Below are 22,005 nucleotides of genomic sequence, written 5' to 3' on the forward strand. Positions count from 1 at the left end.
CTTGCTCGCGAAACAGGCACCTCGATTTCTGAAAGACCGCATCGCCTGCATCGCGGGCAAGCCTTGCTCCCACAAAGCCTCTCGTCACAGAGGGTGCCTGACTCATATCTGTATGCAATGCCCAACCCGAGTATGCATAACTGCTAAACTCCCGCGCCTCATTTCTCTAAGGCGCGCCCGGCATGTCTTCCTTGAATCAGGCGCTGCGCGCCGCCCTCGACCAGCGCCAGGAGCTGCTCGGCCAACTGCACCAGCAAGGCACCGACTGCTATCGCCTGTTCCATGGCAGCCAGGAAGGCGCACCCGGCCTGACCATCGACCGCTACGGCCCGCAACTGCTGGTGCAGAGCTTCCACCAGTCACTGGAGCGCGACGACCTGCTGCAACTGCACAGCATCGTCAACGAACGGCTGGGCCTGGACACTCTCTTGGTCTACAACGATCGCGCCCGGGGCAATTCGCGTGTCGACCGCCAGGACACCGTCTATCAGGCGGACGAGGCCGCCCTGCAAGACCTGGTCGGGCATGAATGGGGCTTGAGTTATCGCGTCCGCGGTCGCCATGCCGGGCAGGATCCACTGCTGTTTCTCGACCTGCGCAACGCCCGGGGCTGGGTCAAGGCACACAGCCGCAATAAAAGCGTGCTGAACCTGTTCGCCTACACCTGCGGCGTCGGCCTGAGCGCCGCGGCCGGTGGTGCGCGGGAGGTGTGCAACCTGGACTTCGCCGAAGGCAACCTGGCGGTGGGCCGCGAAAACGGCTTGCTCAACCCCGATTTGCCGCCGATGGAATTCGTGCAGTCGGATTACTTTCCGGCGATTCGCCAACTGGCCGGCCTGCCCATCAGCCAGCGGCGCGGGCAGAAACTGCCCAGCTACGTGCGCCTGGAGCAACGCCAGTACGACCTGGTGCTGCTCGATCCACCGGCCTGGGCGAAAAGTGCGTTCGGCACCGTCGACCTGTTGCGCGATTACCAAAGCCTGCTGAAACCGGCGCTGCTCACCACCGCCGACAATGGCGTGCTGATCTGCTGCAACAACCTGGCAAAAGTGCCCATGGACGACTGGCGCGAACAAGTGCTGCGTTGCGCGGAAAAGGCCGGCCGCCCGGTGCGCGAGTGGAGCGTGCTGACGCCCGGCAGCGATTTCCCCTCCCAGGACCAGCAGCCACCGCTCAAGACGCTGATCCTCCAGCTCTAGGCCCGCGCCGGAATTCTCACCGAGAAAACCAGACAAATCTCATAAATCACAGTGGCTTCGGAACCGTAAACGCATGCCATACTCCAAGGCATTCCGAATTCACACCAAGATGAAGCCGCACATGCCCAAAGGATTGATTCGCGCCATCGGCGCTCTGTTGACCGCACTGGCCCTCTACAGTCTGTTGGGCTTTCTGATTTTGCCGGGCATCGCCTTGCGCATCGCCAACCAGCAATTAGCCGCCCTTGCGACGGTCCCGGCCCAGATCCAGCGCATCGAACTCAATCCCTTCAGCCTTGAAGTCACCCTCTGGGGCCTGAATATCGGCGAACCGGGCAAGGAACAGGTCGGCTTCGAACGGCTGTACGCCAATTTGCAACTCGACAGCTTGTGGTCCGGCGCCCTGCACCTGGTCGACATCGAGCTGGACAAGCCCAAGACCGAAGTGGTGTTCGCCAAGGACGGTCAGTTGAACCTGCTGGGCCTGTTCAAGCTGCCGGCCAGCGAACCGACGCCCGCCGACCCCGAGGCCAAGCCGTTCCCGCTGCGGGTCGATCGAATCAAGTTGGCCGGCGGTTATGTGCATTTCCAGGACCTGCGCCCCAGCGAGCCCATTGAGTTTCTCTACGACACCCTCGATTTCGAGCTGAAGAACCTCAGCACCCTGCCCGACGACAATGCCGACATGACGCTGGTGGCGGTAGGTCCCAACGGCGGACAGATCGACTGGACCGGTAATTTCAGCCTCACCCCGATTGCCTCCCAAGGCACGCTCAAAGTCACCGACGGCCAGATGAAAGCCTTTTGGCCCTACGTGCGCGACGCCGTACCGCTGGTGTTGGAAAACGGTGTCCTGAACCTCAGCACCGACTACAAACTCAACCTGGCCAAAGGCACCGAGCTGCTGCTCAACAACGTCGCGGTCAGTGTCGCGCCCTTCGCCATCAAGGCCCCCGATGGCCGTCCACTGGTGAAGCTCGAACGCCTGGACGTGAGTGAAACCTCGGTGGACCTGGCCAAGCAGCAAGTTATCGTGGGCAAGATCCGCAGCCAGAAGCTGGAAACCTGGGCCGCTCGCGAGGCGGACGGGCAACTGGACTGGCAGAAACTCTTCGCCAGCCAGCCGGCCAAACCGCAGGTCAAGGCTGAGCCGGCATCTGCCCCGGCGGCGGCCGACTCGCCAAAAGCTGAACCGGCACCGCCCAGCAAACCATGGCAGGTGATGTTGAAGGACGTGCAGCTACGCGACTATAAGGTGCACTTGGCTGACCGTCAGGCCCAGCCCGCCGTGGCACTGGAGGTCGGCCCGCTGAACCTCGACCTGCAGAACTACGACACCCTCAACGGCTCACCCTTTACCCTCAAGCTGGACACCGGGATAGGCAAGCAGGGCAAGATCCTCGCCGACGGCGAGGTCAACCTGAACCCGATCACCGCCAAGCTCAAGGTCAAGACCCAGGACGTCGACCTGCGCGTCGCCCAGTCGTACATCAACCCGTTCATTCGCCTGGAGCTGCGCTCCGGGATGCTCGGCAGCGACCTGGCAGTCGACCTCAAAAGCACCGAGCCACTGGCATTTGCCGTCACCGGCCGCGCCCAGGTCGATCAGTTGCACACCCTCGACACGCTCAAGACCCGTGACTTCCTCAAGTGGCAGCGCTTGGTCCTCGAAGGCCTGAACTATCAGCACGGTGACAGCCTGTCCATCGACAAGGTCAACCTGTTCCAGCCTTACGCGCGCTTCATGATCAACGATGACCGCACCACCAACGTCGATGACCTGCTGATTCCGCAACCGGCCGACAGCGGCACCAAGAAAACTGCGGCAAAACCGGCGTCCCAGGAAAAACCGCTGGGTATCCACATCGGCGGCATCGCCATCAATGACGGTTCGGCCAACTTCGCCGACTTCAGCCTGACGCCCAATTTCGCCACCGCCGTCCAGCAGCTCAACGGCCAGATCGGTACCATCGACAGCCGCCAGGCCAAACCGGCCAGCGTCGACATCAAGGGCAAGGTCGACCGTTACGCGCCTGTCACCATCAAGGGGGCGGTCAACCCCTTCGATCCGATGGCCAGCCTCGACATCGCCACCAGTTTCAAACGGGTCGAGCTGACCACCCTGACCCCCTACTCTGGCAAGTTCGCCGGCTATCGCATCCGCAAGGGTCGGCTCAATCTCGACCTGCATTACCGGATCACCCAGGGCAAGCTCCAGGCGGAGAACAAAGTGGTGGTCGAGCAACTGCAACTGGGTGAGAAAGTCGACAGCCCGGACGCCGTGAGCCTGCCACTCAAATTGGCCGTCGCATTACTGAAGGATTCCGAGGGCAGGATTTCCATCGAACTACCGGTTTCCGGCGATCTCAACGACCCGCAATTCAGTGTCATGCCAATCGTCTGGCAGACCCTGCGCAACCTGGTGGTCCGCGCGGCCCAGGCGCCGTTCAAGCTTATCGGTGGGCTGGTGGCCGGTGGCGGCTCGGAAGATCTGGGCAGCGTGGCGTTTGCGCCGGGCTCCAGCGACCTGAGCAAGGACAACGAAGGCACACTGCTCAAACTGTCCGAAGCCCTTGGCAAACGTCCGGAGCTGCGCCTGGAGATCGAAGGCACCGCCGCCGAAAGCAGCGACGGTCCGTTGCTCGCCGCCCAGCGCCTGGAGCGCGAGTACCAGTACAACTACTACAAGATGCTGCAGCGTCGGGGCGACAAAGTCCCGGCCCAGGCCTCGCTGATACAGGTGCCCGAGGACGAAAAGGCGCCGCTGCTCGAAGGCATCTACCGCACCCGCCTCAAGACCCAACCGCCCGCCGAATGGACGCAACTGGACAAAAAGGCGCGCATCGAGAAACTGCGTGAAGGCGTGATCAAGTTCTGGAGCGGCAGCGACGTGCTGTTGCGTCAACTGGGCCAGGAACGGGCCAGCAGCATCAAGGACTTCCTGGTAGACAAAGGCCAGTTGGCCGACGACCGCGTGTATTTCATCGACGCCAGCCTCGGCCAGGCCGAGAGCGATGGCCGGGTGATTACCCCGATGCATCTGGATGCCGAATAAGATGAAACCCTGGTTCGGGCTCTGTCTATTGCTAGCCGCCGGCCAAGCCGCGGCTGCCGACACGCTGCGCTGCGGCAGCCAGTTGATCAGCGTCGGCGACCGCTCGAGCGAAGTGCTGCAAAAGTGCGGTCAGCCAGCGGCGCGGGATGACTTGGGCTACAAGCGCAGTGTCAATCGCCGGGAGGAATACCCGGTGGAAGAATGGACCTACGGCCCCAACAGCGGCATGTATCAGTACCTGCGTTTCGAGGGTAATCGGCTGGTGCAGATCACCAGCAAGCGGGGGCGGTGACCGGGCCACTACACAACTAGCTGGCATGTGTGTTGATTGTGCCGCCGCCTTCGCGAGCAAGCCCGCTCCCACAGTGGATCGCATTCTTCCTGAAGAAACTCGGTCCACTGTGGGAGCGGGCTTGCTCGCGAAAAGGGCAACTCGACTCTCCAGACTGCCCCAGCTACTTTTTGCACCCCAGAATAGAACAGGCCCCCGGCACGAATGCCGGGGGCCTGTAATGGCCACGTCCGTGTGGCCTTTCGCATGAACTCCAAAGCGACGGCAAACGTATATCCTGGCCCGCTTGCCGCGCCTTCTCCCAGTCCAGGCGAGAAGTCTTAGCCTTACTCGGCTTTCAGGCCGTCAGCCGATACGGCCTTGACGCCTTTGATTTTCTTGGCGATTGCCACAGCGGTGTCTTTTTGTGCATCAGTGACTTTGGTCATCGAAGACAGGGACACAACACCTTTGTTGGTTTCGACTTTGATATCTGTGCCTGGAATGCCTTTTTCAGTGACCAGATCAGCTTTGACCTTGGTGGTGATCCAGGTATCGGAAACGTCTTCCTTGGCCTCTGTCACTTCGCCTGCAGCCAGCATCATTGGCGCCTGAGTTGCTTGAGTGGTCTCGGCGAATGCGCTAGCCATGGTCAGGGTCAGAGCGGTAGCAGCGGCGGCAGTGATAGCGAACTTCTTCATACGAGTAACTCCTGTTTTTCTCAAAAACTGCCGGAGGTGCATCCCGGCAGGGTTATCAGGAGTAGTGCGAAGGTTGTGCCAGTTTTAAGAAACCAATTAATTCTTTATAAATCAATCAGTTAAGCGAAACGGTGAAATTCAGAATCATGCAAATTGCATGAGCCTCCCATTTTCAACATGCAACATGCCGATCCTGCCTTGCCGCTAAGCCGATAAATCAAGAACGGTTTGCACGGCGAGGGAGCGGCCCCCCTCGCCGCGCGAGTATCAGGTGCCAGGGCAAGCGGTCGGCAGGTATTCCTTGGCTGCGGTGGATGCGCATGTCCAGGCGCCGTCGACATCACGGCTGAGGGTGATCGTCTTGCCTGCTACGGAGGCAGGGGCGTTCAGGAGGGTACAAACGATGGTGCCTGCCGTCGTAGCCGTACCTGTTACCGAAACTGTGCAGTTGCTGGTTGTGGTCGGGGCGTTCATGAGGGCCAACGTTGGAGTAACGCCCTGATTCATCTGATCCTCGTACGCCACCTTCAGCGCCGAGATTTCCCCCAGCCCGGCGGTAGCCTTCGCCCGCGCTTGGTACCTGGAATATTGCGGCAACGCAAACGTCGCCAGAATGCCGATGATCGCCACGACGATCAGCAGTTCGATCAGTGTAAAACCCTTCTGCTTACTCATAGATATCTCCGTAGCATGAGTCGAAATCTCATGACCTGAAATGGCCTTTGCAGGGCACATGCCAACCCTCAAGCCTCATCAATAAAGGGGGTTGAACCCGCACAATGGCAACGTCCTACCTCAACAACCGCACTATCTGACGTTTTTTGTCACCCTGCCCCGCTGGTTTGGCGCCAAGCCTTGACTAGGCTATAAGTCATGAATTGTTCGCCGCCGGGATTCCCATGAATGACATCGCCCTCAGCGGCCTGACCAAGCAATTGGTGTTGGCCGAACTGCTCACCGAGCAAAGTGCGCAACAGGCGTATCAACAGGCCCAACGCAACCGCATCCCCCTGGTCAGCTACCTGGTGCAGAACAAACTGGTCCAGAGCCGCCAGGTCGCGGAGATTGCTTCGGAGCATTTTGGCGTTGCCCTGCTGGACCTCAACAGCCTCGACAAGGAAACCCAACCCACCGGCCTGGTCAGCGAGAAACTGGTGCGCCAGCACCACGCCCTACCGCTGTGGCGGCGTGGCAACAAGCTGTATGTAGGTATCTCCGACCCCACCAATCATCAGGCCATCAACGACATCCAATTCAGCACCGGCCTGACCACCGAAGCCATCCTGGTGGAGGACGACAAGCTCAGCGACGCCATCGAAAAGTTTTTCGAGTCCAGCAGCACCGGCCTGGAAGGCATGGGCGATGTCGACCTCGACGGCCTGGACATCGAATCGATCGACGACACCAGGCAGGACTCCATCGCCGGCCAGGACACCGACGATGCGCCCGTGGTGCGCTTCGTCAACAAGATGCTGCTGGACGCAATCAAGGGTGGCTCTTCCGACTTGCACTTCGAGCCCTATGAAAAGATCTACCGGGTGCGGGTGCGCACCGACGGCATGCTGCGAGAAGTGGCCAGGCCGCCGATCCAACTGGCCAGCCGTATCGCCGCACGCCTGAAAGTCATGGCCAGCCTGGATATTTCCGAGCGGCGCAAACCCCAGGACGGGCGCCTGAAAATGCGCCTGTCGAAAACCAAGTCCATCGATTTCCGGGTCAACACCCTGCCCACGCTCTGGGGCGAAAAAGTGGTGATCCGGATCCTCGACCCGTCCAGCGCACAAATGGGCATCGATGCCCTGGGCTACGAACCGGACCAGAAAGACCTGTACATGGCCGCCCTCAAGCAACCGCAAGGGCTGATCCTGGTGACCGGCCCGACCGGCTCGGGCAAGACCGTGTCGCTGTACACCGGGCTGAATATCCTCAACACCGTGGACATCAACATTTCCACCGCCGAAGACCCGGTGGAAATCAACATGGAAGGCATCAACCAGGTCAACGTGAATCCGCGCCAGGGGCTGGATTTCGCCCAGGCCCTGCGCTCGTTCCTGCGCCAGGACCCGGACGTGATCATGGTCGGCGAGATCCGCGACCTGGAAACCGCCGAGATCGCCATCAAGGCCGCCCAGACCGGGCACCTGGTGCTCTCCACCCTGCACACCAACAGCGCCGCCGAAACCCTGATCCGCCTGCAGAATATGGGCATTCCGGGGTTCAACATCGCCACCGCCGTGCACCTGATCATTGCCCAACGGCTGGCGCGCAAGCTGTGCAACCACTGCAAGAGAGCCATCGAGATTCCCGAAGAAACCCTGCTCAAGGAAGGTTTCAGCCGGGAACGCATCGGCACATTCACGATCTATGAGCCGGTCGGTTGCGAACAGTGCAACCAGGGTTACAAAGGGCGCGTGGGGGTTTACGAAGTGGTCAAGAACACGCCCGAGCTGCAACGGTTGATCATGGCCGAGGGCAACTCGCTGGAAATCGATCTGCAGATGCGCAAGGACGGCTTCAATGACCTGCGCACGTCGGGGCTGCTCAAAGTGATGCAGGGCGTCACCAGCCTCGAAGAAATCAACCGGGTCACCAAGGATTAAGCATGGCGGTCAAGGCAGTAAAAACCGACGTCTATACGTGGGAAGGCAAAGACCGCAAAGGCGTGAAAATGACCGGCGAGCTGACGGGTCAGAGCCCGGCCCTGGTCAAGGCACAGCTGCGCAAACAAGGCATCAACCCGCAGAAGGTGCGCAAGAAATCCACCTCGATATTCAGCAAGGGCAAGCGCATCAAGCCGCTGGATATCGCCCTCTTCACCCGCCAGATGGCCACGATGCTCAAGGCTGGCGTACCGCTGCTGCAAGCGTTCGACATCATCGGCGAAGGCTTCGACAACGCCAACATGCGCAAGCTGGTGGACCAGGTGAAGCAGGAAGTTGCCGCTGGCAACAGCTTCGCCGCCTCGCTGCGCAAATGCCCACAGTATTTCGACGACCTGTACTGCAACCTCGTCGACGCCGGTGAACAGGCCGGCGCCCTGGACACACTGCTGGACCGGGTCGCGACCTACAAGGAAAAGAGCGAAGCCCTCAAGGCCAAGATCAAGAAAGCCATGACCTACCCGACGGCGGTGATACTCGTCGCAGCGGTGGTCACCGGCATCCTGCTGGTCAAGGTGGTGCCACAGTTCGAATCGGTATTCTCCGGGTTCGGTGCGCAGCTGCCGGCCTTCACGGTGATGGTCATCGGCCTGTCGGAGTTCATGCAGGAATGGTGGTGGATGCTGCTTGGCGGCTTGGCGGGGGCTTTTTTCGGGGTGAAATATGCCCTCAAGCGTTCCCAGGCGTTTCGTGACTGGCGAGACACATGGCTGCTCAAGCTCCCGTTGATAGGTACCTTGATGTACAAGTCTGCGGTGGCTCGCTATGCCCGCACGCTCTCGACGACATTCGCCGCTGGCGTGCCGCTGGTCGAAGCCCTCGACTCGGTATCGGGTGCCACCGGCAATGTGGTATTCAAGCGTGCCGTGCAGCGCATCCGCCAGGACGTCTCGACCGGCATGCAGTTGAATTTTTCCATGCGCGCCTCAGGGATCTTTCCGAACCTGGCGATCCAGATGACCGCCATCGGCGAGGAATCCGGCGCGCTGGACGACATGCTCGACAAAGTGGCGAGCTTTTATGAGGCCGAGGTGGACAATCTGGTGGACAACCTCACCAGCCTGATGGAACCCTTCATCATGGTGGTCCTGGGGGTGGTCGTCGGTGGCCTGGTGGTTGCCATGTACTTGCCCATCTTTCAACTCGGCTCTGCGATCTGACATGCCCCTGAGCGAATTCTTCGTGCTGTACCCCCTGGCTTTCGTGCTCGTTGCGGCATTGCTCGGCCTGATCATCGGCAGTTTCCTCAACGTGCTGGTGTGGCGCCTGCCGAAGATGCTCAACCGCGAATGGCGCCTGCAAGCCCACGACCTGCTGGGCCTGCCGGCCGAAACCCCGGGCCCGGTCTACAACCTGATGCTGCCCCACTCCCAGTGCCCGCACTGCGGCCATCGCATCCGCGCCTGGGAAAACATCCCCCTGCTCAGCTACCTGATGCTGCGCGGTCGCTGCTCAAGCTGCGCCGCGCCCATCGGCAGGCGTTACCCCCTGACCGAAGTGGCCTGCGGCGCGTTATCGGCGTTCGTCGCCTGGCATTTCGGCTTTGGCTGGCACGCCGCGATGGTGATGGTGTTGACCTGGGGCCTGCTGGGCATGAGCCTGATCGACGCCGAGCATCAATTACTGCCCGATACCCTGGTGCTGCCGTTGTTGTGGCTGGGCTTGATCATCAACAGCTTCGGACTCTTCGTGCCCTTGAACCAGGCGATGTGGGGCGCCGTGGCCGGCTATCTGGCGCTGTGGTCGGTGTTCTGGGTGTTCAAGCTGATCACCGGCAAGGAAGGCATGGGCTACGGGGATTTCAAGCTACTGGCGATGCTCGGCGCCTGGGGTGGCTGGCAGATCCTGCCGCTGACGCTGCTGCTGTCGTCGCTGGTGGGCGCCGTTGTCGGGGTGATTGTGCTGCGCTTGCGTGATGCTCCCGGGTCGACGCAGATCCCCTTTGGACCTTATCTGGCCATTGCCGGCTGGATTGCCTTGCTCTGGGGTGGTCAAATAACCGACTTCTATTGGCAGTCTGTCGGTTTTTAATGAATACCTCAGTGAAAAAACCCTGGATTCTCGGCCTGACCGGTGGCATCGGCAGCGGCAAGAGCGCAGCGGCCCAGCATTTCATCGACCTGGGCGTGCACGTCATCGACGCCGATCATGCGGCGCGCTGGGTGGTCGAACCCGGGCGCCCGGCGCTGGCGAAAATCGCCGAGCATTTCGGCCCCGGCGTATTGCAGGCCGACGGCGCCCTGGACCGGGCGGCGCTGCGCAAGCTGATCTTCGAGAATGCCGATGAACGCCGCTGGCTCGAGGCGCTGCTGCATCCGCTGATCGCCGAGGAAATCGCCCATCATCTGGCCCAGGCACAATCGTCCTACGCGATTCTGGTATCGCCACTGCTGATCGAGTCAGGGCAGTACACCATGACCCAGCGGATCCTGGTGATCGATGCGCCGGAACAACTGCAGATCGAACGTACGTTGCAGCGCGACCAGACCAGCGAACAGCAGGTCCAGGCGATTCTCAAGGCCCAGTCCAGCCGCCAGGATCGCCTGGGCCATGCCGACGACGTGGTGGTCAATGATCGCGACCTCGCCTGGCTGCACAGCGAGGTCGAGCGCCTGCATCACTTTTACCTTACTTTGCGTGGAGGCCAATCATGAGCCAGACCCCAACCGTTGATTGCCCAACCTGCGGCGCCCCTGTGGAATGGAGCCCGGAGAGCACATTCCGGCCGTTCTGTTCTGATCGCTGCAAACTGATCGACCTCGGCGCCTGGGCGTCGGAAGAACATAAGATTCCGGTCAGCCCCGACGCCGAGGACGAGCTGTTCAGCGAAGACTTCGAGCCTCGCTCACATCATTAAGGCCGCATGAAACCGTAGTCCTGTTCATCGTCGAGGTTTTCCGCCAGGAAACTCAACTCATCGGCCAGGTCTTCAGGGCTGCGCACTGTCTTGCTCTGTTGCACGATCGCACTGAGCAAGGCACGCAGGCTCAAGCCCGGGTCAAAACCGATCTCCATCGCGGCATCGTGACTACGCCTGATCTCTTGTCTCGCCCACTCATAAACACTCATGGTTGTGCTCCTGGAAATTTTCCAAAGCATGAAGGGCGTGTGGTGGTGCAGCCTTGACGTGAATCAAGGCTTGTCATCATCGTTCCACGGAGCCGACAGGTAGCGCGTGCGGTTGAAGGTCTCCAGCCATTCGGGACTGAACACCACCAACGCACTGATCACCATGCCGTTGATGAAGGCCTCGGGGAAGATGATCAGCCAGAGGTAGCCGACAAAATCTTCCAGCCAGTAAGGCATGGCGAATATACCGTCGTACCACAGCAGGCCAAGTCCCAGCAGCAGGCACGCCAACGCCGAAAGCGCGGCGGCGAGAAACCCCGAGCAGAAGATATACACAAACAGATTGCGCGGCTGGGCGCGCTCCACCAGGATCGCGCAACACTCGGTGACCAACACCGGCAACAGGATCAGCAGCGCACCGTTGATCCCTACCGCCGCCATGTCCTGACGGCCCAGCAGCACCAGCGCGAGCTGCGCGCACAGGCCACCGAGGATCGCCAACGGCCAGTCCAGCAACAGCGTCACGGCAGTCATGCCGATGAAGTGATACGAAACGCCGGTATCGAAATCCCGGTGCACCAGCCACAGCATGAACAACGCCAGCACCGTGCCGAACAACAGATGCTGGCGACGGCTGTCGGTGAACAGCTCGACCCACGGCGCCCGCACCACGGCCCAGACCAACACCGGCACATACATCAGCCAGCCGGCCGCCAGGGTCTGCGGTGAAAGCAGTTCGGCACCGATCATGGGCTACTCCTGCGAGAACTTGAACGCCGTCCGCGCGCTACTTAAGTAGCGACACTTCCTGGCTGTTGTACCAAGGCCATTGCAAACTTGCCAAAGCCTACCGACCAATCCGAATAGTCATTCTCGTGCATGAAGATGAAAACGTCTTGCGGACGAACCTGGGCTTGAACCCCGAGATTGTCCGCGATTTTTTTGTAGAGCTCGCGCTTCATCGCATCACTGCGGCCCCTGCGCATCGTAATCTCAATCACGATCAAATGGTCTGAACGAGCCACACCGTTAAACGTGCGGCTGTAGAAAAACTGTTCAGGGTCGTAGTCCGTGACCAGGTTGAACAATTCATCCTCGGGCATACCAATGCTCTCGACCAGCGCTTGGTGTATGCCATCGACGATGCGCTGACGTTGTTGCTGGCTGGTGCCCTTGATGACGGCGGTACGAACGAATGGCATGTGAGGTGCTCTCAATTTGATAGGGAATGCCCCTCAATCCTGGCGACCCGGAACAGTCGGCAAACACTGCAGGAACTGGGGAATTCTGCAAAATCCGCGCGATACCTGATATCGATTTATGCGCTCGATGTAATTGAGTTAAAGTCACTTTATGAAACGTCGCCTCCCCCCATTGAATGCACTGCATACCTTCGAGGCCGCTGCCCGACTGGGCAAAATGATCGCGGCCGCCGAGGAGCTGTCTGTCACGCCTGGCGCTGTGAGTCGCCAGGTACGCCAGCTGGAGCTGAGCCTTGGCGTGGACCTGTTCGAAGGCCCAAAAAACAAACCTCAGCTCACCGTAGCCGCAAGAGAACTGCTGCCGGAACTGACGGCCGCACTGGATCAGATCGAGGCTGCGGTGAGCAGGGTCCGAGACACGGCGACAGGCACCTTGGACGTGTCCTGCTTCAGCACCTTTACGGTCAAGTGGCTGATACCGCGTCTTTTCGACTTCAATACGACTTACCCAGAGATCAAGATTCGCCTGAGCTCACCGGTTCACGGGACCGATCCGGGCCGGGATCGCTATGACGTGATGATCACGGCTGAACAGGGCATCGTGGGCGAACAGAAAAACACCGTCCGGCTGTTTCCTGAACGATTGGGCGCCGTGTTGTCGCCCACCTTGTCCGCGCGAATTCAATTGACCGACTTGGGCTCGATTTTCCGCCATCCCCTCCTGCATACCAAAACCCGTCCGGATGCCTGGGCAAATTGGGGGGATGCGATTGGACACCAGGCCACTGCGCCGGCCGGGCTGGAATACGAGCATTATTACTTTACGTTGGAGGCGGCGATTGCCGGCCTGGGGATTTGTGTCGCACCGTGGCATCTGGTGGCCGACGACATTCGCCTTGGCCGCCTGGTGGCACCGTTTGGGTTTCGCCCGAGCCGCTACGTCTATGTTGCTAAGCGCAGCGCGCAGCAGAGCAAGAAGCTGGATTTGTTCTGCGCTTGGTTGGCGTGTCAGGCTGAGCAGGATGATCTATTGGGTCCTGCCTGGGGGTAATGCTGTTCACTTGAGCGCTTATCGGAATTTTATCTTCCATTCCTAGGGCTGTTTCAGGGTGGTGCGTATATCCATTTCTTCGGTAACGGCTACTTAGGGTTGCGCCCTGACGGCGGGTCACTTTCGAAAAGCCCGGAAGCCGGCCCAGTCGAAAGTAACCAAAGCGCTTCTGCCCCACCACTCGGTGCCTCGCCCAGGCTCGGCATGCCTGAACGAAGGCATTGCTCCGTGGGCCGCCGCGAAGGGCTATCCATGGCCCAGCGCGGCTAACCCGGTCGTACATCCGTTAGCTCTGTGGGAGCAAAGCTTGCTCGCGATAGCGGTCTGTCAGGCAACATCAATGTTGAATGCGCCGACGTCTTCGCGAGCAAGCCCGCTCCCACAGGTTTTGCGGTGTGCATGAGTTTTGTGTCTGCTGAAGATTCAGTGTGGGAGCGAGCTTGCTCGCGATAGCGGTGGTGCAGATACATAGAGGCTCGACCCCTTGCTTTAGGCTCTAAGTGAACAGCATTGCCTGCCTGAGCGGAAATTTGCTCCCATCACAGCAGCTTTATTTTTTTTGATCACATTTGAACGCTAAGCTTGGGCTCATGGATGACTCCGATTACTTACGCCTGCTGACCATCGCGGCCGAGCAAGCCAACGCCTTTCTCTCCAATGCCCGCAAATGGGAGCGTGAGCGTTGGGTCTGTCAGCGCCTGCTGCAGGGGCTGAACGTGCCTTACCGCGCCGACGAGTTCGCGCCGGCCGGCGAGCCGCCGGACGTGTTGTTTCGCGATGCCAACTTCGAGGTGTTTTTCGTGCTCGACGAGGGCCGGCGCCTCAATGACGAATGGCGCGATGAACTGCAACGCCGTCGCAGCGCCTTTTCCCTGAGCCAACTGGTGCGTCGCGAGGCCAAGCCGCGGCGGATCCCGGCCAATGAGTTCCTGATGCGGCTGGCCCCGACCTTGCGCAAGAAAGCCCATAACTACACCGAGCGCGGCATGGACCTGGGCGACCTCGACATCATCGCCTTCGCCAGCCTCAAGCGCGAAGTGCTGGACCTCAACAGTCACTTCCCACCGCCGACCGAATACCTGCGCCAGGGCTGGCGCTCGCTGTCACTGGTAGGGCCGACGTTCGCCCGGGTGCTGTTCGCCCACCCTGACGCGCCGGACTTCCTGCGCAGCAACCTGGGTCGCAGCATTGTTTTCGATGTCGGGATCAGCCTGTGAGCCCACTGCAGGAACTGATTGCCGCTGTGCCCCAGCAAGGCCGCGTACGCTGGATTGGCGTGCGCCCCCAGGGCCATGCGCCCATGATCGAACTGGACGCCGTGGAGGCCCGCCTGGAGGCTGGGCTGACCGGCGATCATGCCCGTCCCGGCGTGCGCAATGCGCGGCAAGTGACGCTGATCCAATGGGAGCACCTGGCCGTGATCGCCTCGCTGATGGGCCGTCCCGAGGACCGTCCCGTGCTGCCACAGGAGCTGCGACGCAATATTGTGGTCAGCGGTATCAATCTGTTCAGCCTCAAGGGCCGGCGCTTTCGCATTGGCCAAGCCATTTTTGAAACCACCGGCTGGTGCCAGCCGTGTGCCCGATTGGAGCGAAACCTCGGCGAAGGTACGTTCCAGGCGGTACGCGGCCATGGCGGAATCACCGCCCGGGTGTTAAAAAGTGGAATCATTCGCCTGGACGACAGCCTGATCGTCGAACCCGTTCCGGCGAGCGGCTACGCTGCTTTCAATGCCGGCTAGCCGGACGCTGTAACGTCTTCACATTCCGCAACGTCTACCTGACGAGGCCTTTATGACCAGTCGCCTGAACCCAGATGACCAGAAGCATGTCGAAGAGTACCTGCAACTGTCCCAGCACCGAGTCGAGCGCCGGCCTTTCCGGCCGTGGATGCTCCTGGTGGTGGTACTGGCCGTGACCATCGGCCTGGGCCTGTTGAGCCGACTGATCAGTTACCTGACGCTATGAGCCGCTTGATGCTCGCGCAGGTAACGGCACTGATTTCCTTTAGCCTTGCGAGATATCCCCATGACTCATCGTATTGTCATCGTTGGCGGCGGCGCCGGCGGTCTGGAGTTGGCTACCCGTCTGGGTAAGACTCTGGGCAAGCGCGGCACGGCCAGTGTGATGCTGGTCGACGCGAATCTGACCCACATCTGGAAACCGCTGCTGCACGAAGTGGCCGCCGGCTCCTTGAACTCCTCCGAAGACGAACTCAACTATGTCGCCCAGGCAAAATGGAACCACTTCGAGTTCCAGCTGGGGCGCATGAGCGGCCTGGATCGCGAGCGCAAGAGAATCCAACTGGCCGCCACCTATGACGAGGCCGGCGTCGAGCTGTTGCCAGCCCGGGAACTGGGCTACGACAGCCTGGTGATTGCCGTCGGCAGCACCACCAATGACTTCGGCACCGAAGGCGCGGCGCAGCACTGCCTGTTCCTCGACACCCGCAAACAGGCGGAGCGCTTCCATCAGCAATTGCTGCACCACTATCTGCGCGCCCACGCCGGGCAAACCGATATCGTCGAGCGCATCAGCGTCGCCATTGTCGGCGCCGGTGCGACCGGGGTCGAACTGGCCGCCGAGCTGCACAATGCCGCCCACGAACTGCACGCCTACGGCCTGGACCGGATCAAACCGGAGAACATGCACATCACCCTGATAGAGGCGGGCCCAAGGGTCTTGCCGGCACTGCCGGAGCGTATCGGCGGCCCGGTGCACAAGACCCTGGAAAAACTCGGCGTCAACGTCATGACCAACGCCGCTGTCAGCCAGGTGACCGCCGACAGCCTCATTACCGCGGACGGCAAAGTGATCGACGCGAGCCTGAAAGTCTGGGCCGCCGGGATTCGCGCACCGGACTTCCTCAAGGACATCGACGGACTGGAGACCAACCGGATCAACCAGTTGCAGGTGCTGCCTACGTTGCAGACAAGCCGCGACGAGAACATCTTTGCCTTCGGCGACTGCGCCGCCTGCCCGCAACCCGGCAGCGAGCGCAACGTCCCGCCCCGCGCCCAGGCCGCGCACCAGCAGGCCTCGCTGCTGGCCAAATCCTTGAAGCTGCGGATCGAAGGCAAGGCCCTGCCCGAATACAAATACACCGACTACGGTTCGCTGATCTCGCTGTCGCGGTTCTCGGCGGTGGGCAACCTGATGGGCAACCTGACCGGCAGCGTGATGCTCGAAGGCTGGCTGGCGCGGATGTTCTACGTGTCGTTGTACCGCATGCACCAGATGGCGCTGTACGGCATGTTCCGCACGGCCATGCTGATGCTGGGCAGCAAGATCGGGCGTGGGACTGAGCCTCGGCTGAAGTTGCACTGAGGATAAAAAGCGAAGCGTCAACCGCTTGTGGTGGCGCTGAGCTTTAGAGGTGCATCGCCTGTTCCATCGTCTTCGCGAGCAAGCCCGCTCCCACAGGAGATCGAGTACTTCATGAGTACGCGGTCAACTGTGGGAGCGGGCTTGCTCGCGAAGACGGCAGTGCAGTCAATATTTATCTAAACGATAAAACTCGATCTGCACAGCCAATCCATCAAACCTGAAACCGCTGCACCATCGTGCGCAGCGAATTCGCCAGCTGCGACAACTCATGGCTGGATGCACTGGTCTGGTCCGCGCCAGACGCCGAGCGCACCGACAAATCACGAATGTTCACCAGGTTGCGATCCACCTCGCGGGCCACTTGTGCCTGTTCTTCGGCGGCGCTGGCGATCACCAGGTTGCGTTCGTGGATTTCATTGACCGACGCCGTGATGGTCTGCAACGCGTCCCCCGCCCGCTCAGCCATGGCCAGGGTACTGGCGGCGCGACTGGAGCTGGCCTGCATGGAGTCGAGTGCCTGGGTGGCACCGCTGCGCATGCCCTGGACCATTTGCTCGATTTCCTGGGTCGATTGCTGCGTGCGATAAGCCAGCGCCCGCACTTCATCCGCCACCACCGCAAACCCACGTCCGCTCTCACCCGCCCGGGCCGCTTCGATGGCCGCGTTAAGGGCCAGCAGGTTGGTCTGCTCGGCGATGGCGCGGATCACGTCCAGCACCTTGCCGATATCCTGCGATTGGTTGGCCAGGGATTGCACCAGGCCACCGGTCACCTGCACATCGCTGGCGAGGGCGCCGATGGCGTCGACCGTATCGCTGACCCGCTGCTGCCCAAGGGACGCCGACTCACTGGACTGACGCGTGGCATCGGAGGTGGAGACCGCATTGCGCGCAACCTCCTCCACGGCAGTGGTCATTTCGGTGACGGCCGTGGCGGCCTGTTCAATTTCGTTGTTCTGCTGTTGCAGGCTGTGGGTGCTGTCGAGCGTGACGGCGTTCAGCTCATCGGCTGCGGTGGCCAGTTGCGCGGCCGAACTGCTGATGCCCTGCAACGTCTCACGCAGATTCTGCTGCATGGCCGCCAATGCCTTGAGCAAGCGGCTCACTTCGTCGTTGCCATGGGTCTCGATTGGCCGGGTCAGGTCACCCCGGGCGACGTTCTCCGCAGCGTTGAGCGCCTCACCCAAGGGCTTGACGATACTGCGCGTGAGCAGCATGGCCAGGGCCACCGTGGCCAGGGCGGCGAGCACAACGAACAGGCTGACGATCATGCGGGAATTGGCGTAGTGCTCCTGGGACTTCTGGCTCTCGATGGACACCTGCTTGGAGAATAGCTCCGCCAGGTCGTTGAGCTGCTTGCCGGAACCGTCCACCACGGTCTTCATGTCCACCAGCAGCAGCTTGATCAACTCGTCCCGCCGCCCTTGTTCGGCCAGGGTGAAGGATTGGGCGATACCCGTACGGTAGGCGGCAAAGGTTTGCTTGAACTGGTCGTAGAGGGCCTTGCCTTCAGGCGTCACGACGAGCTTTTCGTAGGCCGCGATTTTTTCGCTCAGCTCCTTGTCACGCGTGTCCATCTGCCCGCGATACACCGCAACGTTCTTCGGGTCCTGGTCCAGGGCCATGCGCAGGGAAATGGTGCGGATCCGCAGCATCCACTCGCGGATCTCATCACCGCCGCGAATGCTCGGCAGCCACTGGGTTTCCACCGCGACTTCACTGTCACGAATACTCGACATCTGCCCCAGCGCGAACACCCCGAGCAATGCCACCAGCACGGCGATCAAGGCAAAACCCAACGCGGCACGTGGGGCGATATTCAACTGACGAAGAACCATAGGGAATGCCTTTTTTTATTGTTGGCCTGAAGTGGGGCCAGGCCCCTGTCGGCGGGTTATCGGCAGGTTGTACGATGTCTTAAGTCCTACCCACTTTATCGCAGGCAAAAAAAATCCCCGTATCTTTCGATACGAGGATTTTTAATATGGTCGGGGTAAGGGGATTCGAACTCCTGACATCCTGCTCCCAAAGCAGGCGCGCTACCGGACTGCGCTATACCCCGGTAAAAAAAAGGCGACCTTTGCAAGTCGCCTTCTCGATCAGGGCTTTTGGCCTCTGATCTTAAGATTCGATTCCAGCGAACTGGTTTCAAAAATGGTGGGTCGTGTGGGATTCGAACCTACGACCAATTGGTTAAAAGCCAACTGCTCTACCAACTGAGCTAACGACCCAAAGATGGTCGGGGTAAGGGGATTCGAACTCCTGACATCCTGCTCCCAAAGCAGGCGCGCTACCGGACTGCGCTATACCCCGATTGAAATGGCTCCGTGACCAGGACTCGAACCTGGGACCCAATGATTAACAGTCATTTGCTCTACCGACTGAGCTATCACGGAACTGATATTTCAAGTTGCAACATTGAAGCTAGCTTCAACCTCTTCTACCCTTACGCATCGCTGCGTTCGTGTGTCTGAGGCGCGCTATTCTACAATCTTAAAAACCTCTGTCAACCCCTTAAATTGCTTTCAAGACAATGATTTGCAACTTATTTTGGATTCCTTCTCAGCGAGAAGTAACCCTTGGGGTGACGTACTGCGGGGCGCACTTTACAAGCCTTTTCCTTTGAGTTCAACGGCCTGATGAAAAAAATGGCCTCGCAAAGCAAACACGCCCTGTGGCAAGCGATGGACTGTGTAGGAGCTGCCGAAGGCTGCGATCTTTTGATCTTTCGCTTCAGACCCTGGCGTCAGAGGAAAGATCGCAGCCTCGTTGCACTCGACAGCTCCTACAGCACCCTCCAGCGAGAGCAAGTTCCCTCGCCACAAAAGCCCTGTCAATCGACTCAGTCAAAGACGATTTCGTCGTTCTCCACTGTACCGGTCACGGTTTCGCCCGGCATGAAACGACCCGACAGGATCAACTGCGCCAGCGGGTTTTCGATCCAGCGCTGGATCGCCCGCTTCAGCGGCCGCGCGCCATAGACCGGGTCGTAACCCACCGCAATCAGCTTGTCCAACGCCTCGTCGCTCAACTGCAGTTTCAGCTCACGCTCGGTGAGGCGACTGCGCAGGCGACCCAACTGGATCTCGGTAATGCCGGCAATCTGTTCACGGGCCAACGGCTCGAAGATCACCACTTCGTCGACCCGGTTGATGAACTCCGGCCGGAAGTGCGTAGAGATCGCGTCCATCACCGCCGCGCGCTGCGCCTCGCGGTCGCCCACCAGTTCCTGGATCTGCGTCGAGCCCAGGTTGGAGGTCATCACGATCACCGTGTTGCGGAAGTCCACCGTGCGCCCGTGGCTATCCGTCAGGCGACCATCCTCCAGCACTTGCAGCAGGATGTTGAACACATCCGGGTGCGCCTTCTCGACTTCATCGAGCAGGATCACCGAGTACGGCTTGCGACGCACGGCCTCGGTGAGGTAACCGCCCTCTTCATAACCGACATAACCCGGCGGAGCACCGATCAGCCGTGCCACGGAATGTTTCTCCATGAACTCGGACATGTCGATGCGCACCATGGCCTCTTCGGTGTCGAAGAGGAACTCGGCCAACGCCTTGCACAGCTCGGTTTTACCGACCCCGGTCGGGCCGAGGAACATGAACGAGCCGCTCGGCCGGTTCGGGTCCGACAGCCCGGCACGGGAACGACGCACGGCGTTGGACACCGCCACCACCGCCTCTTCCTGGCCGATCACACGCTGGTGCAGCAGACTTTCCATCTTCAGTAGCTTGTCGCGCTCGCCTTCGAGCATTTTCGAGACCGGAATGCCAGTCCACTTGGAGACCACTTCGGCAATCTCTTCCTCAGTGACCTTGCTGCGCAGCAACTGGTTTTCGCTCTTGCCATGCTGGTCGACCATTTGCAGGCTGCGCTCCAGGTCCGGGATCACCCCGTACTGCAGCTCGGCCATGCGGTTGAGGTCGCCTTTACGACGGGCCGCCTCCAGTTCCTGACGGGACTGTTCGATCTTCTGCTGGATCTGTGCGGAACCCTGGACTTCGGCTTTCTCCGAGTTCCAGATTTCCTCGAGGTCGGAATACTCACGCTCGTGACGAACGATCTCTTCCTGCAACCTTTCCAGACGTTTCTTCGCCGCTTCGTCGCTTTCTTTCTTCAGGGCCTGGGACTCGACCTTGAGTTGAATCAGGCGCCGCTCCAACCGATCCAGCACTTCGGGCTTGGAGTCGATTTCCATGCGAATGCGGCTGGCCGCCTCGTCGATCAGGTCGATGGCCTTGTCCGGCAACTGGCGGTCGGTGATGTAGCGGTGGCTGAGCTTGGCCGCCGCGATAATCGCGCCATCGGTGATCGCCACCTTGTGGTGAACTTCGTAGCGTTCTTTAAGGCCGCGCAGGATGGCGATGGTGTCTTCCTCGCTCGGTTCCTCCACCAGCACTTTCTGGAAACGCCGCTCGAGGGCAGCGTCCTTCTCTATATATTGGCGGTACTCGTTGAGCGTGGTCGCGCCGACGCAGTGCAACTCGCCACGGGCCAACGCAGGCTTGAGCATGTTGCCGGCGTCCATCGAACCTTCGCCCTTGCCCGCACCGACCATGGTGTGCAGTTCGTCGATGAACAGGATGATCTGCCCTTCCTGCTTGGACAGCTCATTGAGCAGCGCCTTGAGCCGCTCTTCGAACTCGCCACGGTATTTGGCACCGGCGATCAAGGCGCCCATGTCCAGGGACAACAGGCGTTTACCCCTGAGGCCGTCCGGCACTTCGCCGTTGATGATGCGCTGGGCCAAGCCCTCGGCGATGGCGGTTTTACCCACGCCAGGTTCGCCGATCAATACCGGGTTGTTCTTGGTGCGGCGTTGCAGCACCTGGATCGTGCGGCGGATTTCATCGTCGCGACCGATCACCGGGTCGAGCTTGCCTTCCTCGGCGCGTTTGGTCAGGTCGACGGTGTATTTGTCCAGCGCCTGGCGCGACTCTTCGTGGTTGGCGTCGTTGACCGCTTCGCCGCCACGCAGGTTGTTGATGGCATTTTCCAGGGCTTTCTTGCTCACGCCCTGGCCGAGCAACAATTTGCCGAGCTTGCTGTTCTCGTCCATGGCGGCGAGCAGCACCAGCTCGCTGGAAATGAACTGGTCGCCCTTCTGCTGGGCCAGGCGGTCGGCCTGGTTGAGCAACCGCGCCAGGTCCTGGGACATGTTCACGTCACCGGTGGGATTCTGGATCTTGGGTAACTGGTCGAGCTCCTTGGCCAGTTCTTTGCGCAGGCTGTTGACGTCAAAGCCGACCTGCATCAGCAGGGGTTTGATGGAGCCGCCCTGCTGTTCGAGCATGGCCTGCATCAAATGCGCCGGTTCGATACCGGGATGGTCCAGGCCGACGGCCAGGGACTGGGCATCGGACAGGGCCAACTGTAATTTGCTGGTTAAACGATCAATACGCATGGGTCACCTTCCTAATGAGCAGGCCGGACCGTGGAAACATCCTGAGTGAAGAAACCTGCCAGATA

The 22,005-nt window shown here is 60.4% G+C and carries 20 protein-coding genes and 4 tRNA genes; 13 read left to right on the forward strand and 11 right to left on the reverse strand.

The genetic code is table 11. The features are described 5' to 3' along the window. Positions 1–182: 182 nt before the first annotated feature. The 3 genes from AD662_RS24290 (at position 183) to AD662_RS24300 (ending at position 4,546) form a co-directional block, all read left to right on the forward strand. Positions 183–1,199, forward strand: coding sequence for a class I SAM-dependent rRNA methyltransferase (locus AD662_RS24290; protein WP_053189869.1), 1,017 nt, complete (start codon positions 183–185; stop codon positions 1,197–1,199). A gap of 121 nt (positions 1,200–1,320) precedes the next feature. After that, positions 1,321–4,254, forward strand: coding sequence for a DUF748 domain-containing protein (locus AD662_RS24295; RefSeq protein WP_174553528.1), 2,934 nt, complete (start codon positions 1,321–1,323; stop codon positions 4,252–4,254). Position 4,255: 1 nt separating this feature from the next. Next, on the forward strand, positions 4,256–4,546 hold the full coding sequence (locus AD662_RS24300; RefSeq protein WP_018609270.1) for a DUF2845 domain-containing protein: 291 nt from the start codon (positions 4,256–4,258) through the stop codon (positions 4,544–4,546). Between the two features lie 326 nt (positions 4,547–4,872). Here the strand turns inward: AD662_RS24300 and AD662_RS24305 are convergent, their stop codons facing one another. Beyond that, on the reverse strand, positions 4,873–5,226 hold the full coding sequence (locus AD662_RS24305) for a BON domain-containing protein (RefSeq protein ID WP_003205664.1): 354 nt from the start codon (positions 5,224–5,226) through the stop codon (positions 4,873–4,875). 267 nt (positions 5,227–5,493) lie between these two features. After that, positions 5,494–5,901, reverse strand: a complete 408-nt coding sequence (locus tag AD662_RS24310; protein ID WP_018609267.1) for a pilin — start codon at positions 5,899–5,901, stop codon at positions 5,494–5,496. A gap of 224 nt (positions 5,902–6,125) precedes the next feature. Here AD662_RS24310 and pilB point away from each other — a divergent pair, with 224 nt between their 5' ends. The 5 genes from pilB to yacG are packed head-to-tail and all read left to right on the forward strand — an operon-like array spanning position 6,126 to position 10,743. Next, positions 6,126–7,826 (forward strand): type IV-A pilus assembly ATPase PilB, encoded by a 1,701-nt coding sequence (gene pilB, locus AD662_RS24315; RefSeq protein WP_053189870.1) that lies wholly within the window; start codon positions 6,126–6,128, stop codon positions 7,824–7,826. Positions 7,827–7,828: 2 nt separating this feature from the next. After that, positions 7,829–9,046 carry a type II secretion system F family protein gene (locus tag AD662_RS24320; RefSeq protein ID WP_018609262.1) on the forward strand — a complete coding sequence of 406 codons (1,218 nt, stop codon included), beginning with the start codon at positions 7,829–7,831 and terminating at the stop codon, positions 9,044–9,046. 1 nt (position 9,047) lies between these two features. Next, on the forward strand, positions 9,048–9,917 hold the full coding sequence (locus AD662_RS24325) for a prepilin peptidase (protein ID WP_018609261.1): 870 nt from the start codon (positions 9,048–9,050) through the stop codon (positions 9,915–9,917). Beyond that, positions 9,917–10,540 carry a dephospho-CoA kinase gene (gene coaE / locus AD662_RS24330; RefSeq protein ID WP_033062721.1) on the forward strand — a complete coding sequence of 208 codons (624 nt, stop codon included), beginning with the start codon at positions 9,917–9,919 and terminating at the stop codon, positions 10,538–10,540. The genes AD662_RS24325 and coaE overlap by 1 nt, the downstream gene beginning before the upstream one ends. Further along, positions 10,537–10,743 carry a DNA gyrase inhibitor YacG gene (yacG, locus tag AD662_RS24335; RefSeq protein ID WP_018609255.1) on the forward strand — a complete coding sequence of 69 codons (207 nt, stop codon included), beginning with the start codon at positions 10,537–10,539 and terminating at the stop codon, positions 10,741–10,743. Before coaE ends, yacG begins: the two co-directional genes overlap by 4 nt. On the opposite strand, the gene AD662_RS24340 is transcribed toward yacG, so the two are convergent. The 3 genes from AD662_RS24340 to AD662_RS24350 all read right to left on the reverse strand — a co-directional run bounded on the left by AD662_RS24340 (position 10,740) and on the right by AD662_RS24350 (position 12,157). Beyond that, the gene (locus AD662_RS24340; protein ID WP_013694234.1) at positions 10,740–10,955 is read right to left on the reverse strand and encodes a hypothetical protein; all 216 of its coding nucleotides are present in this window, start codon (positions 10,953–10,955) and stop codon (positions 10,740–10,742) included. The two genes, yacG and AD662_RS24340, sit on opposite strands and share 4 nt — an antisense overlap. Positions 10,956–11,018: 63 nt before the next feature. Continuing rightward, positions 11,019–11,705 carry an energy-coupling factor ABC transporter permease gene (locus AD662_RS24345; protein ID WP_053189871.1) on the reverse strand — a complete coding sequence of 229 codons (687 nt, stop codon included), beginning with the start codon at positions 11,703–11,705 and terminating at the stop codon, positions 11,019–11,021. Between the two features lie 41 nt (positions 11,706–11,746). Further along, the gene (locus AD662_RS24350) at positions 11,747–12,157 is read right to left on the reverse strand and encodes a tautomerase family protein (RefSeq protein ID WP_003205679.1); all 411 of its coding nucleotides are present in this window, start codon (positions 12,155–12,157) and stop codon (positions 11,747–11,749) included. Between the two features lie 151 nt (positions 12,158–12,308). Between AD662_RS24350 and AD662_RS24355 the strand changes: the two genes are divergently transcribed. From AD662_RS24355 to AD662_RS24375, 5 genes are all read left to right on the forward strand, one after another. Continuing rightward, entirely contained in the window at positions 12,309–13,208 is a 900-nt protein-coding gene (locus AD662_RS24355; RefSeq protein WP_018609248.1) for a LysR substrate-binding domain-containing protein, read from the forward strand. Between the two features lie 590 nt (positions 13,209–13,798). Beyond that, positions 13,799–14,425, forward strand: a complete 627-nt coding sequence (locus AD662_RS24360; protein ID WP_003205682.1) for a DUF1780 domain-containing protein — start codon at positions 13,799–13,801, stop codon at positions 14,423–14,425. Next, entirely contained in the window at positions 14,422–14,949 is a 528-nt protein-coding gene (locus AD662_RS24365) for an MOSC domain-containing protein (RefSeq protein WP_053181958.1), read from the forward strand. Before AD662_RS24360 ends, AD662_RS24365 begins: the two co-directional genes overlap by 4 nt. 52 nt (positions 14,950–15,001) lie before the next feature. Beyond that, positions 15,002–15,175: a DUF3094 domain-containing protein gene (locus tag AD662_RS24370; protein ID WP_003185543.1), complete on the forward strand. Its 174-nt coding sequence runs from the start codon at positions 15,002–15,004 to the stop codon at positions 15,173–15,175. 60 nt (positions 15,176–15,235) lie between these two features. Next, positions 15,236–16,534 (forward strand): NAD(P)/FAD-dependent oxidoreductase, encoded by a 1,299-nt coding sequence (locus tag AD662_RS24375; protein ID WP_018609242.1) that lies wholly within the window; start codon positions 15,236–15,238, stop codon positions 16,532–16,534. A 211-nt stretch (positions 16,535–16,745) separates the two neighbouring features. On the opposite strand, the gene AD662_RS24380 is transcribed toward AD662_RS24375, so the two are convergent. From AD662_RS24380 to clpB, 6 genes are all read right to left on the reverse strand, one after another. After that, positions 16,746–18,371 carry a methyl-accepting chemotaxis protein gene (locus AD662_RS24380; protein WP_053181961.1) on the reverse strand — a complete coding sequence of 542 codons (1,626 nt, stop codon included), beginning with the start codon at positions 18,369–18,371 and terminating at the stop codon, positions 16,746–16,748. 147 nt (positions 18,372–18,518) lie between these two features. After that, positions 18,519–18,595, reverse strand: a tRNA-Pro gene (locus tag AD662_RS24385). 93 nt (positions 18,596–18,688) lie between these two features. After that, positions 18,689–18,764, reverse strand: a tRNA-Lys gene (locus tag AD662_RS24390). 5 nt (positions 18,765–18,769) lie between these two features. Beyond that, positions 18,770–18,846, reverse strand: a tRNA-Pro gene (locus AD662_RS24395). A gap of 7 nt (positions 18,847–18,853) precedes the next feature. Further along, positions 18,854–18,929: transfer RNA gene (locus AD662_RS24400), tRNA-Asn, on the reverse strand. 446 nt (positions 18,930–19,375) lie between these two features. Continuing rightward, on the reverse strand, positions 19,376–21,940 hold the full coding sequence (clpB, locus tag AD662_RS24405; RefSeq protein WP_053189872.1) for an ATP-dependent chaperone ClpB: 2,565 nt from the start codon (positions 21,938–21,940) through the stop codon (positions 19,376–19,378). Between the last annotated feature and the right edge of the window lie 65 nt (positions 21,941–22,005).

Origin of the sequence: Pseudomonas kilonensis (assembly GCF_001269885.1) — a bacterium.
In the GTDB taxonomy this organism is placed as follows: Bacteria; Pseudomonadota; Gammaproteobacteria; order Pseudomonadales; family Pseudomonadaceae; genus Aquipseudomonas; species Aquipseudomonas kilonensis.